The sequence below is a fragment of the Planococcus chinensis genome (genome assembly GCF_042681545.1).
In the GTDB taxonomy this organism is placed as follows: Bacteria; Bacillota; Bacilli; order Bacillales_A; family Planococcaceae; genus Planococcus; species Planococcus chinensis.
The window spans coordinates 294,793-311,096 of sequence record NZ_JBHUFW010000011.1 but is presented as its reverse complement, the minus strand read 5'-3'; the positions used below and the strand labels follow the sequence as shown (position 1 = coordinate 311,096).

The window sequence follows — 16,304 nt, the reverse complement described above, 5'->3', positions numbered from 1 at the left end:
AATGCGCTTACAACCGCACCATAGAAAAACCGCCTGCACAAAGAATGTGCAGGCGGTTTCGGCTGTCGTTCATATTTTTTAATGTCGATTAGATGTCAATTAAAATTTACGTTTACGCGCAGCTTCTGATTTTAATTTGCGTTTTACGCTCGGCTTATCATAATACTCGCGCTTTCTTACCTCTTGCATTGTTCCGGATTTAGAAACAGTGCGTTTGAAGCGGCGAAGAGCATCTTCAATTGATTCGTTTTTACGAACAGTTGTTTTTGTCATCTCTTTTTCCCTCCCTCCGAACACACGTTGAAGCATACAACAACAAGTGTTATATACTAAAAAATTATATCGCAACTTGCAGGGTGAGTCAATAGTTAATAATCCGAATCGGACGATAACCCTTGCATGATCTTGACGCCTGAACTTGCGCCGATCCGTGTCGCTCCGGCTTCGATCATCGCTTGGACATCTTCGAGGCTGCGGACGCCGCCTGAAGCTTTGACGCCAAGGTCCGGGCCGACAGTTTTGCGCATCAATTTCACGTCTTCCACCGTTGCTCCGCCAGTCGAGAATCCGGTAGATGTTTTAACGAAATCCGCTCCGGCTTCCTTTGACAGTCGGGACGCTGTTTCTTTTTCTTCGTCCGTCAACAGGCTCGTTTCGATGATCACTTTGACGATCGCTTTGCCTTTTGCCGCACCGACAACCGCTGCGATGTCGTTTTTCACCAATTCCAGATCGCCGCTCTTCAACGCGCCGATATTGATGACCATATCGATTTCTTCAGCGCCTTTGGAAATGGCATCTGTTGTTTCGAATGCTTTTGTTTCAGAAGTCGAAGCGCCCAGCGGGAAACCGATGACCGTGCAGACCTTCACCGGGCTGTTTTCCAACTCGACAGCAGCCGTCGCTACCCACGCCGGATTGACGCAGACAGACGCGAATACATATTGCGCCGCTTCTTTGCATAATTCAACGATCTGTTCTTTTGTCGCTTCCGGTTTCAAAAGCGTGTGGTCAATGTACGAAGCAATGTTTGTCATATCAATAAACTCCATTCTGATTCTCTTCAAGATTTTAAGTAACCGCCAATTCGTCCAGGACTCGCACGAACTGGCCTTCGTTGTACGGATAGCCTGCCTTGGAAATCTTCACTTTCACAAGTTTCCCGATGAGCGAATCATCCCCCGGCATGACAACTTTCAGGTAATTGTCGGTATAGCCTTCGAGGAGTCCGCTTTCGGGATTTTCTTTGAAGCGTTCTTCCGGGATGATTTCCAGAAGCCCTCCTTCGAATTTGGAAGCGTACTCTTTGGCAAGCTGGCCGTTCAATGCAATCAGCCTGTGCACACGTTCGTTTTTCACTTCTTCGTCAATTTGGCCATCCATCCGCGCAGCCGGCGTGCCTGTGCGCTGCGAATACGGGAAGACATGGAGTTCGGAAAATCCATGGGCTTGAATGAAATCATACGTTTCCATGAATTCCTCTTCTGTCTCGCCCGGGAAACCGACGATGACGTCTGTGGTGATCGCCAGATCCGGCAGCGCGCTGCGAAGCTTTTCGAGCCGGCCAGCAAAAAAGTCCATCGTGTACTTGCGGCGCATCCGCTTCAGCACCGTATCCGACCCGGATTGGATCGGAATGTGAAGATGGCGCACGACGATCGGGGATTCCCGCAGGACTTCGATCACTTCATCGGTCAATTGGCTTGCTTCGATCGAAGAGATGCGAAGGCGCTTCAGCCCCGGGACTTCTCTTTCAAGGTCGCGCAAGAGCTTCGCCAGATTGTAATTTTTCAGGTCTTCCCCGTAGCCACCGGTATGGATGCCGGTCAGGACAATCTCCAAATAACCGGCCTCGACCAGCTGCCGGGCTTGGCGGACGACTTCCTCGGGGTCACGCGAGCGCAAAAGCCCTCTTGCCCAGGGGATGATGCAGAAAGTGCAGAAATTATTGCAGCCTTCCTGGATTTTCAGCGAAGCGCGCGTCCGGTCCGTAAAAGCCGGAACATCGAGCTCTTCATACACCCGATTTTTCATGATGTTGCCGACGGCATTGATCGGCTGGCGTTCGGTTTTGAACCGCTCGATATAGCCGATTAATTTGGACCGGTCTTGAGTGCCGACGACAATGTCGACTCCCGGGATCGCCATAATCTCTGCAGGAGACGTTTGTGCATAGCAGCCCGTGACGCAGATGACGGCGTCCGGATTCGTGCGGACCGCGCGCCGGATGACCTGCCGGCTTTTCTTATCGCCGGTGTTCGTGACGGTGCATGTGTTGATGACGTATACATCTGAATGATGGTCGAAGTCTCCGCGCTCATAGCCGTGTTCTTTGAACAATTGCCAGATCGCTTCGGTTTCATAATGATTCACTTTACAGCCTAAGGTATGGAATGCAACCGTTGACATAAGTGCCACCTCTTTCACTCAAATTCATAGGACATTGCTGACAATGCATATAATGGAGCGGTTTCTGTGCGCAGTATCCGGGGCCCGAGCGACGTGAACAAAGCGCCCGCCTCTTTCAGGAGGGCGACTTCGCTGCCGGAAATGCCGCCTTCGGGACCGAATACCAGGAGGATTGAGTCTTTATCATACAATGATTTTACGGTTTCAGCAAACCGCGTTCCGGCGCTGTCGCGCGCTTCTTCTTCATAAGCGACGACGATTGCATCGAACTTCCGAGCCGCGGCCAGGAGCTCTTTAAAGCTATGGATCGTATGTATGTGCGGAATATGTGTGCGATGGGATTGTTCCGCCGCTTCCTTGGCGATTTTCTGCAGACGGGCAGACTTTTTCTCGCTTTTGGCAGCATCCCATTTGACGACGGACCGTTCCGCCGCAAATGGAATCATTGCATGCATGCCGAGCTCCGTGGCTTTTTGGACAATCAGGTCCAGTTTATCGCCTTTCGGGAGACCGCAGGCAATGGTGGCCTTCTTCGGCATCTCCACAACCGCATCGAGCGGTTCGCCAATCTCGATTTCCACATCATATTCCGCCGAAAGGATGGTTGCGGCATAAGCCGCTTCCCCGACTACGGCAATCAGCCGATCCCCTTCCGTTTGGCGCATAACTTTGGCGATGTGCTTCGCATCATCGCCGGTTATGGTCATCCTTCTGTTGTCGGGAACGTTGCCTTCAATGAAATATCTTTGCATCTCTGCACCCCGTTATTCCGGTTTTTTTGAAATGATCGTGACCCAGTCTTCCATCATCATGACGTCTTCTACAACAAAGCCGGACGCTTCAAGCGCGTCTTTCACATCGTTCTTCTTCGCGGAAATGATGCCGGAAGTGATGTAGATCCCGCCCGGTTTCACCACTTGGAACGCGTCATCAGTAAACGATATGATGATCTCCGCCAAGATATTGGCTACCACGACGTCGCCTGGCGCTTCGATTGTATCAAGCAGATTGCCCTTGACGACATTGACACGGTCCTGGACCTTGTTTAGCTTGACATTGATTTTCGCGGCATGCACCGCAATTTCATCAAGGTCCAACGCATGCACTTCTCGGGCTCCTAAAAGCGCCGCGCCGATAGCCAGAACGCCCGAACCCGTGCCGACGTCGATGACCCGCTCACCTTTTTTGACCGTCTTCTCGAGCGCTTGCAGGCTCATGACCGTCGTCGGGTGCGTGCCCGTACCGAATGCCATTCCGGGATCCAGCTCGATGATCAATTCATCGCTCGATACCGGTTCGTACGTTTCCCATGTCGGGACGATGGTAAAGCGCTGCGAAATTTTCACCGGGTGGTAATACTTTTTCCACGCCGTTGCCCATTCCTCTTCGTTCACTTCGCTGATCGTCACGATATTCGCACCAATGTTGATGTCGTACGTGACCAGGTTGGTGACGGCCAGCTTGATCGCTTCGACCGTCTCCCCCAAAAAGGAATTGACCGGAAGATACGCTTTTACGACCACGCCTTCTTTTGGAAAGTCATCCGGATCCAGCGCCCAGATCTCCCCGAACTCGTCTGCGCGCTCTTTCCCCAAATCTTCGGAGTCTTCGATGACAACGCCGCTCGCGCCTGCTTCGTGCAAAATATTCGAAACGGGTTCAACCGCTTCGTTCGTCGTGAGGATCGATAGTTCTGACCATTTCATATCGGACTGGCTCCTTTATTCACCTTTGATGGTGCGTTTGATTTTATCGAAGAGCGAGCTGCCTTGCTCTTCCGGAATATCGCCGCTGATCTCTGCGAATTCACGGAGCAGCTGCTTCTGGCGTTCGTTGAGTTTCGTCGGCGTCTTCACGCGCACGATGATGTGCTGGTCGCCGGTTCCGTAGCCATGGACATTTTTGACGCCTTTGCCTTTCAGGCGGAACCGTGCCCCGCTTTGTGTGCCGGCAGGAATTTTCAATTTCACTTTGCCGGAGACGGTCGGCACTTCGATTTCATCACCGAGCGCCGCCTGAGCGAACGTGATCGGCAAATCAAGGTAGATGTCATCGCCTTCACGCTCAAATTGCTTGTGCGCCCGGACGCGGAATACGACATACAAATCGCCGGCCGGACCGCCGTTGACGCCAGGACCGCCTTGTCCGCTCACGCGCAGCTGCTGGCCGTCGTCGACGCCTGCAGGGATGGTGACTTTGATTTTCTTGACTTTCCGGACCGTTCCTGCGCCTTGGCAAGTTGCACATTTCTCTTCGATGATCTGCCCGCTGCCTTGGCAGTGGTGGCAGGCACGTCGGTTGACCATACGGCCGAACGGCGTATCCTGAGCCACATTCAGCTGGCCGGAGCCTTCGCAATACGGGCATGTTTTCGGTGATGTGCCAGGCTTCGCGCCTGAACCGTGGCAAGTGCCGCATGTTTCATCTTTCGGCAACTCGATTTCGCTTTCTTTGCCGAACACCGCATCCATGAAGTCGATTGTCATGGAATACTGCAGATCGTCGCCTTTGCGCGGCGCGTTCGGATCGCGCCGGCGTGAGCCGCCGCCGAAGAACGTACTGAAAATATCTTCGAAGCCGAATCCGTCCGCGCCCCCGCCGAATCCGCCGAAGCCCTGGTTCGGATCCTGATGGCCGAACTGGTCGTATTGCGCCCGTTTCTGGTCATCGCTCAGCACTTCATACGCTTCTTTGACTTCCTGGAATTTCTCTGAAGCATCCGCTTCTTTATTGATATCCGGATGGAACTGTTTGGACAGTTTCCGGTAGGCTTTTTTGATTTCCTCTTTTGAAGCGCTCTTGGAAACGCCGAGCACCTCGTAATAATCTCGCTTGTTCATAAGTCACTCTCCCTCTTGCAATCAATTGTAATTGTACACGGTTTGGATTGGGCTTGCAAAAACTCTTGCCGGACCTTCCGCCGCCGGGCAGGCAGCCATAAAGAAAACCAGCAAAGCGGCGTTGCTTGCCGCACAGCTGGTCTTCCTTATGCCCAGGCCGGCTAGGCACTGGAAACTGGACGCCAGAGCGGCATAGACCAAAGAATCCGGGCGCTGAATCCGAGACATGGATCCGATATGGAAAGCTTTTGAAGCCGAATCAAACCGGCATTCTTCTTAAAGCGGGAAAAAGCCAAAGCATGTTGCTTTGCTTTGACTTTTCCAGGCCTTACTTTTTGTTGTCGTCGTTCACTTCTTCGAATTCTGCATCGACGATGTCGTCGTTGCCAGGCGCTCCGCCTTCTTGGCCGCCGGCTGCTTGTTGTGCTGCAGCTGCTTGCTCATAAGCTTTCATCGCCAATCCTTGAAGGATTTCGTTCAATTTGTCTTTCTTCTCGCGGATCGCTTCGATGTCATCGCCTTCAAGAGCCGATTTCAACTCATCGCGCGCTGCTTCTGCTTGTTGTTTTTCTTCGTCAGTCACCACTTCACCAAGGTCTGCAATCGTCTTGTCCGTTTGGAAAACAGCTTGGTCAGCTTCGTTGCGAAGTTCAACTTCTTCTTTCACTTTCGCATCCGCTTCCGCGTTTTCTTCCGCTTCCTTGATCATGCGGTCGATTTCTTCATCAGACAATGAAGTGTTCGACTGGATCGTGATTGTTTGTTCTTTCTGTGTGCCAAGGTCTTTCGCTTTAACGCTGACAATACCGTTTTTGTCGATATCGAACGTCACTTCGATTTGCGGAATGCCGCGCGGTGCCGGTGGAATATCCGCCAATTGGAAACGGCCAAGTGTTTTGTTGGCTGCTGCCATCGGGCGCTCCCCTTGCAATACATGGATATCTACAGCTGGCTGGTTGTCAGCAGCAGTTGAGAATGTCTGTGATTTTGAAGTCGGGATTGTCGTGTTGCGCTCGATCAGCTTTGTGAACACGCCGCCCATTGTTTCAATACCTAGAGACAATGGAGTTACGTCAAGAAGGACAACGTCTTTTACGTCACCAGTCAAAACGCCGCCTTGAACAGCTGCACCCATCGCTACTACTTCATCCGGGTTAACGCCTTTATGCGGATCTTTGCCAGTTTCTTTCTTCACGGCTTCCTGTACGGCAGGGATACGAGTTGACCCACCGACAAGGATCACGCGGTCAAGTTCTGAAGCGGAGATGCCGGCGTCTTTCAATGCCTGGCGAGTCGGCCCCATCGTACGTTCAACCAATGGACGAGTCAATTCGTCGAATTTCGCACGGCTCATTGTCACTTCCAAGTGAAGCGGTCCAGCTTCGCCTGCAGTGATGAACGGCAATGAAATCTGCGTAGAAGAAACACCGGAAAGGTCTTTTTTCGCTTTTTCAGCAGCATCTTTCAAGCGCTGTGTCGCCATTTTGTCTTTCGATAGGTCGATGCCGTTTTCTTTTTTGAATTCCTGCACAAGGTAATCGATGATCACTTTATCGAAATCATCGCCGCCAAGGCGGTTGTCGCCGGCAGTCGATTTCACTTCGAATACGCCATCGCCAAGTTCAAGGATCGAAACGTCGAACGTACCGCCGCCAAGGTCATAAACAAGGATGGTTTCATCTTTTTCCATTTTATCCAAGCCGTATGCAAGCGCTGCTGCTGTCGGCTCGTTGATGATGCGTTCCACTTCAAGTCCTGCGATGCGGCCGGCGTCTTTTGTCGCCTGGCGCTCTGCATCGTTGAAATAAGCCGGTACAGTGATGACTGCGCGTGTCACTTTTTCGCCGAGGTATTCTTCAGCATAGCCTTTCAAGTATTGAAGGATCATTGCAGAAACTTCCTGCGGCGTATATTCTTTGCCTTCAGCAGTCACTTTCTGCTGCGTGCCCATCAAGCGTTTGACAGATTGGATTGTGTTCGGGTTTGTGATGGATTGGCGTTTTGCTACTTCGCCGACTTGGCGTTCGCCGTTTTTAAATGCTACAACTGAAGGAGTCGTGCGGTTGCCTTCAGGGTTTGGAATGATTTTTGGTTCGCCGCCTTCAAGAACTGCGACTGCTGAGTTTGTTGTACCTAAGTCAATACCGATAATTTTGCTCATTTAAAATTCCTCCATTACTAGTTTATTCGTTAACTTTAACCATTGCCGGACGGAGAACTCTGCCTTTAAGGGTATACCCTTTTTGAAGCTCCATTAACACGGAGCCCGGCTCGGCGTTCTCGTCTTTTTCCTGCATGACTGCCTGATGGAAATTCGGGTCGAACGGTTCGCCGACCGCTTTGATTTCTTCAAGTCCTTCGCGTTTCACTGCTTCGAGCAAGGATTTCTGGATCATTTCCACACCCTTCACAAGCGAAGCGGTTTCTTCGCTCGTTCCGGCCGCGGCCAATGCCCGTTCGAAATTGTCGAGCACCGGCAGCAGGTCTGCGAGCAGGGATTGCGAACGGAATTTCTCCGCTTCCTGCCGGTCCTTCACGGCGCGGCGCTTGTAATTATCGAAATCCGCCATCAGCCGCAAGTATTTGTTTTGCTCGGCTTCCAATTCTTCGCGAAGCTTTTGGGCTTCATCTTCTTCCGGGAGGATGTCCGCTTCGCCTTCAGCAGGCTCTGCTTCAGCCGCTTCACTTTCCCCGGCTTCCACCACTGTTTCTCCGGAAGCGACTTTCTCTTCTTCCAAGAGCTCTTCAGTCTTTGTTTCTTCTTCAGTTTGAGGTTGTTTTTTCTTAGCCAAATCCTGTTCCTCCTTTTATTCACTTGCCCCGGATCATTCGGGTCAATTCTTTCGAGAGATCACCGCTTAAAATATCCAAAAGCGTGACTACGCGTTTATAGTCCATGCGTTTTGGCCCGACGATGGCGACTGAACCCGTCTGTTCTTCCCCGATTGCATAAGATACGGTAATGACGCTGCAATCTTCCATTGCAGTGAGCGCATTTTCCGAACCAATGCGGATCTGCAGGCCAAGGCTTCCGGCCGGCACGATCATCGGGATATGCTTGGCTTCTTCGATGACGTCCATCAAATCCCGGATTTTCTGGATATCGTGGAAATCCGGCTGCTTCAGGATGTTCAGCTTCCCGCCGTAGTAGACATTGTCTTCGTGCGGCACAATCACCGCCTGGCGGAAAGTTGAGAGCAGCTCAGCGTAGCGGTTGACATGCTGGCGGAACACCGTCAACGTCTCCTGCTCGAGCCGTTTGTGCAGCTCGTTCAACGAAACGCCTGTCAGCCGTTCGTTGAGGATGTTGACCATCTTCTCGATATCGGAGGGATCAAGCCCTGCCGGAATCGGGAAAACGCGGTTTTCGACATGGCCGCTGTCCGTCACGATGATCGCCACTGCCGTATCCGCCCCTAAAGGGACGATCGACAGCCGCTTCACGGTATGCTTCCGGATGTCCGGCCCCAAGAGAATCGCCGTGTAATTGGTCAGTTCCGAAAGGATCATCGCTGAACGCTTGATGATTTCTTCCGTTTCCGCAATTTTATCGTCGAAAATCGAATGGAGCTGCATGATATCCTGCTTCGGAAGCGCCCGCGGCGTCAATAAATGGTCGACGTAATAGCGGTAGCCTTTTTGGGAAGGGATCCTCCCGGAAGACGTATGGGTCTTTTCAAGAAAACCCATTTTCTCCAAGTCAGCCATTTCGTTGCGGATGGTCGCCGGACTAAATGGAAGTTCGGATTTTTTGGATAGTTGGTTCGATCCGACCGGCTGAGCAGATTGAATATAATCATCTACCGTCACTTTGAGAATGAGCAACTGCCGTTCTGTTAACATGATCATCACCTCTGTTAGCACTCTATGAGGTCGAGTGCTAATACTACATTAAAATTAACAAATTCCATTTGCCTTGTCAACGCAGAAGCTTCTGAATTTCTTACAGCTTAATTTAGCCCTTACCCTTTGAGTATTGAATGGCACTTCCGCTTTTCTTTTTGTCCAGCTCCAGCGCCTAGGCCCTCGAGACGCTTCGGTCTTGACACGAATGGCAAAAAGCGCCATTCCCGACAAGCCCTCCAGCGCTTGTCGGGCCTTGCCAGGCGCCTCCGCTTTTCTTTTTCCAGCTCCAGCACCTAGTCTCCAGTGCCCAGCTCTTCTGGTCATAAGTCAAACCAGCTTTGTGGCACAGTACGCCACTCCGCTGGTTCACCTTATGCCTGCCAGAGCTAACCGGGCACTTCCGCTTTTCGAGGCTGTGCGGCTGAAACCATGCCGCTTTGCCGAATCGTCTTATGCCTGTCGAACCTAAACGGCCATTTCCGCTTTTCTAGTCACCGAGTAAAAATTGTTCGAATACTTCGTTGCCGACAAAACGGCCTTTGCGGGTCAGTTTCAGGCAGCCGTCTTCAAGTGCGAGATTTCCTTTGGCAATCTCCGCTTCCAGGATCTTGCCGTAGACCTGCTCAAGCGATTCCCCGAATTTGGCGGTGAAGCCGCTGACGGATACACCGGCAGTTTTGCGGAGCCCGAGGAACATCTCCTCTTCCATCGCTTCATGTACTGGCACTTCGTGCGTGCTGAGCACCGGGCGGACGCCTTCATCAAGCGGCCCCATGTATTTTTTCAACGGGCCGGCATTCGAATAGCGGATGCCGTTGACATAGCCGTGGGCACCTGCGCCGACGCCGATATATTCGGCATTGTCCCAATACAAGAGATTATGGCGGGATTCATGCCCGGGAAGGCCGAAATTGGAGATTTCGTATTGCTTCAGCCCGTGCGCTTCCATTTCATTCATCAGTTTGTCGTACATGTCAGCTTCCAGATCTTCCGTGACTGTGTTCAATTTGCCTTTTGTCATCAAATTATAGAAGACGGTCTTCGGCTCGATGATTAAGGAATATGCGGAAAAATGCGGCAGGCCGAATGCAAACGCCTGCTTCAGCGTATCTTCCCATTCCGCCATCGTCTGCCCCGGCAGCCCGTACATCAAATCGAAGGAGATGTTCGTGAAGCCGACTTCGCGCGCCGCTTGGACGGCATCCGCGACATCGTTATTGCTGTGGGTGCGGCCGAGCCGTTTCAGAAGATCCGCATCAAATGACTGCACGCCCATGCTCAAGCGGTTGACGCCGCCGTCAAACAACACCTGCATCTTTTCGCGCGTCAATTCATCGGGATTGGCTTCTGACGTCCATTCGAGGTTTTCCGCCATCGGCACGTATTGATGGATATAGCCTAACAGCGTCTTGAGTTGTTCAGGCGTCAATGATGTCGGCGTCCCGCCACCGAGGAAAATCGTCTCGAGCGGCTTGTCGAGCGCGCCTTCCGCTTTCCAAAGCGCCAGCTCTTTGCCGAGCGAATCGATATACGCATCCACCGGCTGGTCTTTGAAAAAGACTTTATTGAAGTCGCAGTAATGGCAGATTTGGTGGCAGAACGGTATGTGGATGTACAATCCCTTTACCATGTTAGTTCGTCCTTCTTTCTAATAGGAAAAGGAGGCTCAAAATCGGCCTCCTCCTTTTGTTTATTTTGATTGGTCGTCCATTTTCAGGATCGCCATGAATGCCTCTTGCGGCACTTCTACTGATCCTACCTGTTTCATGCGCTTTTTGCCTTCTTTTTGCTTGTCGAGCAATTTCCGCTTACGGGAAATGTCCCCTCCGTAGCATTTCGCCAGGACGTTTTTGCGCATCGCGCTGATGGTTTGGCGCGCCACGATCTTCTGTCCGATCGCTGCTTGGATCGGCACTTCGAACTGCTGGCGCGGAATAAGGCCTTTCAATTTGTCGACGATGACTTTGCCGCGTTCATACGCAAAGTCTTTGTGGACGATAAAGCTCAGTGCATCGACTTGTTCACTGTTCAAGAGGATATCCATCTTCACAAGCTTCGACTCTTTATAGCCGATGAGCTCGTAATCGAATGATGCATAGCCTTTCGTGCCGGATTTCAGCTGGTCGAAGAAATCGTAGACGATTTCCGCAAGCGGCAATTCGTAGACGATGCTGACCCGTGTCGCATCGATGTAGTCCATCGTCAGGAAGTTGCCGCGTTTCTTCTGGCAGATTTCCATGACCGCGCCGACGTAATCGTTCGGCACCATGACCGTCGCTTTGACATAAGGCTCTTCGACTTTCGAGATTTTCTGTGCATCCGGCATCATCGCCGGGTTGTCGACTTTGATGACTTCGCCGGATGTCATGTGGACATCATAGATAACGCTTGGCGCTGTCGTGATCAAGTCGATATTGAATTCGCGTTCGATGCGTTCCTGGATGATCTCCATGTGGAGAAGTCCAAGGAATCCGCAGCGGTAGCCGAAGCCGAGCGCTTGTGACGATTCAGGTTCAAATTGAAGTGCTGCATCGTTCAGCTCCAGCTTTTCCAAGGCATCGCGAAGGTCGTTGTATTTTGATGTATCAATCGGATACAGTCCGCAATAAACCATAGGGTTCAAACGGCGGTAGCCCGGCAAGGCTTCTTTCGCCGGATTTTTTGCAAGTGTGATTGTATCACCGACTGTAGAGTCCCCAACATTTTTGATTGCTGCTGTGATAAACCCGACATCGCCGACCGTCAATTCTTCCTGAAGTGCGGTATGCGGTGTGAAAACGCCCGTTTCGATGACGTCGAATTCTTTTCCGGAAGCCATCATCTTGATGCGGTCGCCTGGTTTGACGGTCCCTTCGACAATCCGGATATACGCGACGACGCCGCGGTACGGATCATACAATGAATCGAAGATCAGCGCTTTCAGCGGTGCACTTGGATCGCCTGTCGGTGCTGGGACTTTCTCGACGATCTGTTCAAGGATCTCCTCGATGCCAATACCAGCTTTCGCTGATGCAAGGACCGCTTCAGAAGCGTCCAGGCCGATGACGTCCTCGATTTCGCCGCGGACGCGTTCAGGGTCGGCAGCAGGCAGATCGATTTTATTGATGACCGGCAGGATTTCCAGTTCGTTGTCAAGCGCCAAATAGACGTTTGCAAGCGTCTGGGCTTCAATCCCCTGCGCGGCATCCACCACAAGCACGGCGCCTTCACAGGCAGCCAGGCTTCGGGAAACTTCATAGGTAAAGTCGACGTGCCCCGGAGTGTCGATCAAATGCATGATGTACGTTTCTCCGTCTTTCGCTTTATAATGCAGCTGCACGGCATTCAATTTGATGGTGATTCCGCGTTCGCGCTCCAAGTCCATCGAATCCAGTGATTGTGCTTTCATTTCGCGGGAAGTCAACGCTTCCGTTTTTTCCAATATGCGGTCAGCAAGCGTAGATTTCCCATGGTCAATGTGCGCGATGATGGAAAAGTTACGGATCTTGCTTTGCCGTACTAAACGTTCCTCATGATTCATTCTCTTCACTCCTATATAAACTACTCTGAATTATAACAGTACCGCCTCTATTGAGCAATGATAGCCTGTTCGGAACGCTTCCGTGTCAAGGGAAACTTCTTTGCACGTATCTATTGCATTCCTTTCCGGTATTTGATAAAATAACTCATGTTGTATAGAGACATAAAAGAGTTGAGACACTTTGTCTCTGTTCCTATTTGTCTAGGAGGTGAAATACATGCCAAACATTAAATCTGCTATCAAACGTGTACGCACGAATGAAACGAAAAATGCTCAAAACGCTCACCAGAGATCGACTATGCGTTCAACTGTTAAAAAAGCTGAGCAAGCGATTCTTAACAAGGATGAAAACGCTAGCGACTCTATCAAAGCGGCAATCAAACAAGTGGAAAAAGCGGCTTCTAAAGGCCTTATCCACAAGAACACTGCAGCTCGTAGAAAATCTCGCTTGATGAAACAAGCGTAAAACACAAAAGGCCGGTCCCTTTCGGGGGACCGGCCTTTTTGCTTTGTTTATTGAACCTGCGGCGCTTTTTTTGCCTGTTTCCGCTTCATCAGGAAAAATTCCAGGATCCGCTCGCGATTCCCGCTTTGCGTCTTCAGCTGCAGATCGATGTCCGCCAGGTCGTTCAGGACTTCCAGGAGGCGCTGCTCGGAAATTTGCTGCCTGCGCTCCACCAGAAGTTTGACGCGGTACGGATGGGCTTTCAGCTGCTTGGAGATGGCTTGGGCATGATAGCCTTTTTTCTGCAGGTAAAACACATGCACCATAAAGCGGATCTGGGACGCCAGCAACGCGGTCAGCGCGACCGGCTCCTCTTTTTGGCGGATCAGGTCGTAATAGACACTGAGCGCTTCCGAGATGTTGCCGTCGAGATAGGCCTGCAGCATCTTGAATGCATCCTGCTCCAGCGTCCGCGCTGTCATCCCTTCGATCAGCGGCGCTGTGATTTCTTCTTCTGCGCCGAGGTACAGCGACATCTTCTCGATTTCAGAGGACAGGAGCGTCAGGTTCGTGCCGGCCATCTCGATGAGCTTCTGCGCCGAACGGCGGTCGATGTGCTTGCCGAAACTCTTCGCTTCGTGCTCCACCCACACTTCGAGGTCGTTCGCCTGCAGCGCCTTCGCTTCGATCATCACCGCATGCTGCTTCATCAGCTTGGTGACCTTTTTCCGCTCGTCCAGTTTTTCATACGGCGCGACAAAAATTGTCACCGAACTGGACGGCGGATTCAAGAGCCACGCTTCGAGCGCTTTCATGTCGTGGTTGATCTTCTCTTTGCCGCGCTCTGCCGCCCGCAGGAACGAAGCATTTTTCGCGATGATCAATTTGCGGTCGCTGAAAAACGGAATCGTGTCCGCTTCGTCGATGACGTGGTCGACCGGCACTTCGTCAAGGTCGAAGTTGATGAATTCCGGCTCGCCTTCGGTCATTTTCTCTTTCAATAAATTCAAGGTTTTTTCAATGAAATAGCTTTCGGTCCCGGCAATGACATAGACCGGGTCTATTTGTCCGTTCCGGATGGCTTTCCATACTGAAGTGATCATGAATTGCACCCCCTCCTTCTACTATATCGGATTTCGGGCCGCTTTGGTAATTTGACATTTCTGTGTCAGCAGCTATTTTCATCCATTTATATTCAGTTCATTCTAGATTTTTCCCTTTGCTTCACTTATAATTAGAGGGAATTAGGAGGGGTAGCAATGAATGAATTTGAACAGAATGTACAGTCGAAGCGAAACGATGCGATAGACGCTGGAATGGGGTTTGTTGTTTCATTCGGTTTCTTTGCACTTGTCTTTATCATTGCGGCTGTCGTAGAATTCGTAGCACGCTAAATAGAAAAAAGGCTTCTGCTCCTGCAGAGGCCTTTTTTATTTTCCGAAGCTTGATTCGGTGCGGCTAAATTCTTATGAATATAAATGAACGCAACAAATTAATTACACCGCTCCGGCCGCTTTGGGCAAGGCTTTCGCCATGAGCCGAGAAGGACACTCGTCTCATAGCTTCGCCCAGCCCCTGACGCGCCGGCGCTGGTTTCGCTCTTTATAGCTTGTTACCTTATCCGTTTTAGTAGAGCTTTCTGAGATATGAAGCAAAACAACGGAGACGCCTACGGCAAGCGAAGCTGCTTTGCGGAATATCGATTAAGAGACAAATATTTTATATCTATCTCAACGAGCTAAAAGGCGGAATCCAGTTGTGGAACTGGATTCCGCCTTTTCTTTCTGCCATCAGGTGCCCGCTCAGTGGGTTTTATTCCGTTTCGGCCACATTTTGAGGTGCATTGTTCTTCAACAGCACTTTCAGGCCTTGGCCCATATCCGATGCGAGCACATAGTTGCGGTCCACGAAGACGCCCCAGACGTCTGCCTGGTCCGGCGTGTATTGGCCGATCTGTACAGGCTTGCTCGGATCCGTGATGTCGACCGCATAAACGCCGCCTGCATAATGGCTCAGATACAATGTGTTGCCCTGCACTTTCGGGTCATGGACGGTGTTCGCGAATGTCGGTCCGTCTTCCACTTTTTCGGTCAAGTCCGTTTTGAACTCGCTCAATAGTTTCGGGTTCGCCTTGTCTTTGATGTCGAAGATCCGCGTATAGCCGTATGATTTCTCATAGCCGGGTCTTACCGGACTCGAAACTTCGCGCGTTTCGATCAGCACATTTCCGCCTTTGGCAATCGCCGCGGAATGCGCCGCTCCTTGCTGTTCAGAAGAGAAATCTGTGCGTCCGACGTAGACCGGATTTTCAGGGTCTTTGATGTCGAAGATGACCGTCCCTAAATCCCACATGGAGACATAAGCGAATTGCGCATTATGGTCGGTGATGACGCTGTGGTTGAATACCGCTCTCGTTTTGCCGTCCGGTGCGTTCCAGTTATAGCCGTTGAACGAGTCCGGCACTTCCGGAAGGGACCGCGGATCAAACTGCCAAAGCGTTTCCGGATTTGCCGGGTCCGAAACATCGACAATCTGGAAATCCTTCTGCTCGCCGTGGCTGTAATAATCGGCATACGGATTTGATGCAAACACTAACGCGCGGTCGCCTTGCATCGTCAAATACAGTTCATGTGTGCCGCGTGTAGAAGCATACGTTTCCCAGTAGCCGAGCTTTTTCGGATCCGTCGGGTCCGTTACGTCATACAGCAGGAATCCGCCCGCCGTGTCGGGATTGTTCCGGTTGAGCTGCTGGACGCTGACCACTGCCAAGTCGCCTTTGAAATGAGGCGTATTGATGCTCTTGACGATGACTTTTTCCTGCCAAGTGCCGGGCACGTCATCGTGTCCGAAAACAGCTACCTCTTCAGGATTGGAAGGATCCTTCAAATCGAAGACACGGACGCCCCCGTTTCCGCCGTTGGCTGTATGGGTACCGAGGTAGGCATAGCCTTTATGGGCATAGACATCTGCCGTGTTGTTCTGCACGCCGTTGATTTCCTTAAGCTGTGCGGCTGCGCCTTCGTTCAGGAACGACAGGTTCTTAGATCCGCTGATGCTCGGATCGCTCAAGTTCATGATTTGTTCATTGGAGAAAACACTGCGCTGCCCTTTCGACAAATCGCTGCCATCGAGCGCATCGTGTGCGAGGACGCCAGGCGCCGCCGACAGAAGCAAGAGAGCAGCAAGTGAAACATTCAAAAACGGTTTCTTAATGACCAAATGAATTCCTCCTAATGGATATAAT

General features: G+C 51.4%; 15 protein-coding genes. 2 read left to right on the top strand and 13 right to left on the bottom strand.

The window, feature by feature from the left end; all coding sequences use genetic code 11:
• Positions 1 to 99: 99 nt before the first annotated feature.
• The 11 genes from rpsU to lepA all read right to left on the bottom strand — a co-directional run bounded on the left by rpsU (position 100) and on the right by lepA (position 12,615).
• Positions 100 to 273 carry a 30S ribosomal protein S21 gene (rpsU, locus tag ACFSDB_RS14105; RefSeq protein ID WP_008431605.1) on the bottom strand — a complete coding sequence of 58 codons (174 nt, stop codon included), beginning with the start codon at positions 271 to 273 and terminating at the stop codon, positions 100 to 102.
• A 95-nt stretch (positions 274 to 368) separates the two neighbouring features.
• On the bottom strand, positions 369 to 1,037 hold the full coding sequence (deoC, locus tag ACFSDB_RS14100) for a deoxyribose-phosphate aldolase (protein WP_204890434.1): 669 nt from the start codon (positions 1,035 to 1,037) through the stop codon (positions 369 to 371).
• Between the two features lie 34 nt (positions 1,038 to 1,071).
• Positions 1,072 to 2,409 (bottom strand): tRNA (N(6)-L-threonylcarbamoyladenosine(37)-C(2))-methylthiotransferase MtaB, encoded by a 1,338-nt coding sequence (gene mtaB / locus ACFSDB_RS14095; protein WP_204890433.1) that lies wholly within the window; start codon positions 2,407 to 2,409, stop codon positions 1,072 to 1,074.
• 14 nt (positions 2,410 to 2,423) lie between these two features.
• On the bottom strand, positions 2,424 to 3,161 hold the full coding sequence (locus ACFSDB_RS14090; RefSeq protein ID WP_204890432.1) for a 16S rRNA (uracil(1498)-N(3))-methyltransferase: 738 nt from the start codon (positions 3,159 to 3,161) through the stop codon (positions 2,424 to 2,426).
• A 12-nt stretch (positions 3,162 to 3,173) separates the two neighbouring features.
• Complete coding sequence (prmA, locus tag ACFSDB_RS14085) at positions 3,174 to 4,115, bottom strand: 50S ribosomal protein L11 methyltransferase (RefSeq protein ID WP_204890431.1); 942 nt, start codon at positions 4,113 to 4,115, stop codon at positions 3,174 to 3,176.
• Between the two features lie 15 nt (positions 4,116 to 4,130).
• Positions 4,131 to 5,249 carry a molecular chaperone DnaJ gene (gene dnaJ, locus ACFSDB_RS14080; RefSeq protein WP_204890430.1) on the bottom strand — a complete coding sequence of 373 codons (1,119 nt, stop codon included), beginning with the start codon at positions 5,247 to 5,249 and terminating at the stop codon, positions 4,131 to 4,133.
• Between the two features lie 328 nt (positions 5,250 to 5,577).
• The gene (gene dnaK / locus ACFSDB_RS14075) at positions 5,578 to 7,410 is read right to left on the bottom strand and encodes a molecular chaperone DnaK (RefSeq protein ID WP_204890429.1); all 1,833 of its coding nucleotides are present in this window, start codon (positions 7,408 to 7,410) and stop codon (positions 5,578 to 5,580) included.
• 22 nt (positions 7,411 to 7,432) lie between these two features.
• Positions 7,433 to 8,041 carry a nucleotide exchange factor GrpE gene (grpE, locus tag ACFSDB_RS14070; RefSeq protein WP_204890428.1) on the bottom strand — a complete coding sequence of 203 codons (609 nt, stop codon included), beginning with the start codon at positions 8,039 to 8,041 and terminating at the stop codon, positions 7,433 to 7,435.
• A gap of 19 nt (positions 8,042 to 8,060) precedes the next feature.
• Positions 8,061 to 9,092: a heat-inducible transcriptional repressor HrcA gene (gene hrcA, locus ACFSDB_RS14065; protein ID WP_204890427.1), complete on the bottom strand. Its 1,032-nt coding sequence runs from the start codon at positions 9,090 to 9,092 to the stop codon at positions 8,061 to 8,063.
• A 490-nt stretch (positions 9,093 to 9,582) separates the two neighbouring features.
• Positions 9,583 to 10,725: a radical SAM family heme chaperone HemW gene (gene hemW / locus ACFSDB_RS14060; RefSeq protein WP_204890426.1), complete on the bottom strand. Its 1,143-nt coding sequence runs from the start codon at positions 10,723 to 10,725 to the stop codon at positions 9,583 to 9,585.
• A gap of 60 nt (positions 10,726 to 10,785) precedes the next feature.
• A complete protein-coding gene (gene lepA, locus ACFSDB_RS14055; RefSeq protein WP_204890425.1) occupies positions 10,786 to 12,615 on the bottom strand; it encodes a translation elongation factor 4 in 1,830 nt (609 codons plus the stop codon).
• Between the two features lie 217 nt (positions 12,616 to 12,832).
• Between lepA and rpsT the strand changes: the two genes are divergently transcribed.
• On the top strand, positions 12,833 to 13,081 hold the full coding sequence (gene rpsT / locus ACFSDB_RS14050) for a 30S ribosomal protein S20 (RefSeq protein WP_204890424.1): 249 nt from the start codon (positions 12,833 to 12,835) through the stop codon (positions 13,079 to 13,081).
• A 47-nt stretch (positions 13,082 to 13,128) separates the two neighbouring features.
• Here rpsT and holA read toward each other — a convergent pair whose 3' ends face one another.
• Complete coding sequence (gene holA / locus ACFSDB_RS14045; protein WP_204890423.1) at positions 13,129 to 14,163, bottom strand: DNA polymerase III subunit delta; 1,035 nt, start codon at positions 14,161 to 14,163, stop codon at positions 13,129 to 13,131.
• A 156-nt stretch (positions 14,164 to 14,319) separates the two neighbouring features.
• Between holA and ACFSDB_RS14040 the strand changes: the two genes are divergently transcribed.
• Entirely contained in the window at positions 14,320 to 14,454 is a 135-nt protein-coding gene (locus tag ACFSDB_RS14040; protein WP_204890422.1) for a YqzM family protein, read from the top strand.
• A gap of 418 nt (positions 14,455 to 14,872) precedes the next feature.
• On the opposite strand, the gene ACFSDB_RS14035 is transcribed toward ACFSDB_RS14040, so the two are convergent.
• Positions 14,873 to 16,279, bottom strand: a complete 1,407-nt coding sequence (locus ACFSDB_RS14035; protein ID WP_204890421.1) for an LVIVD repeat-containing protein — start codon at positions 16,277 to 16,279, stop codon at positions 14,873 to 14,875.
• Positions 16,280 to 16,304: the final 25 nt, after the last annotated feature.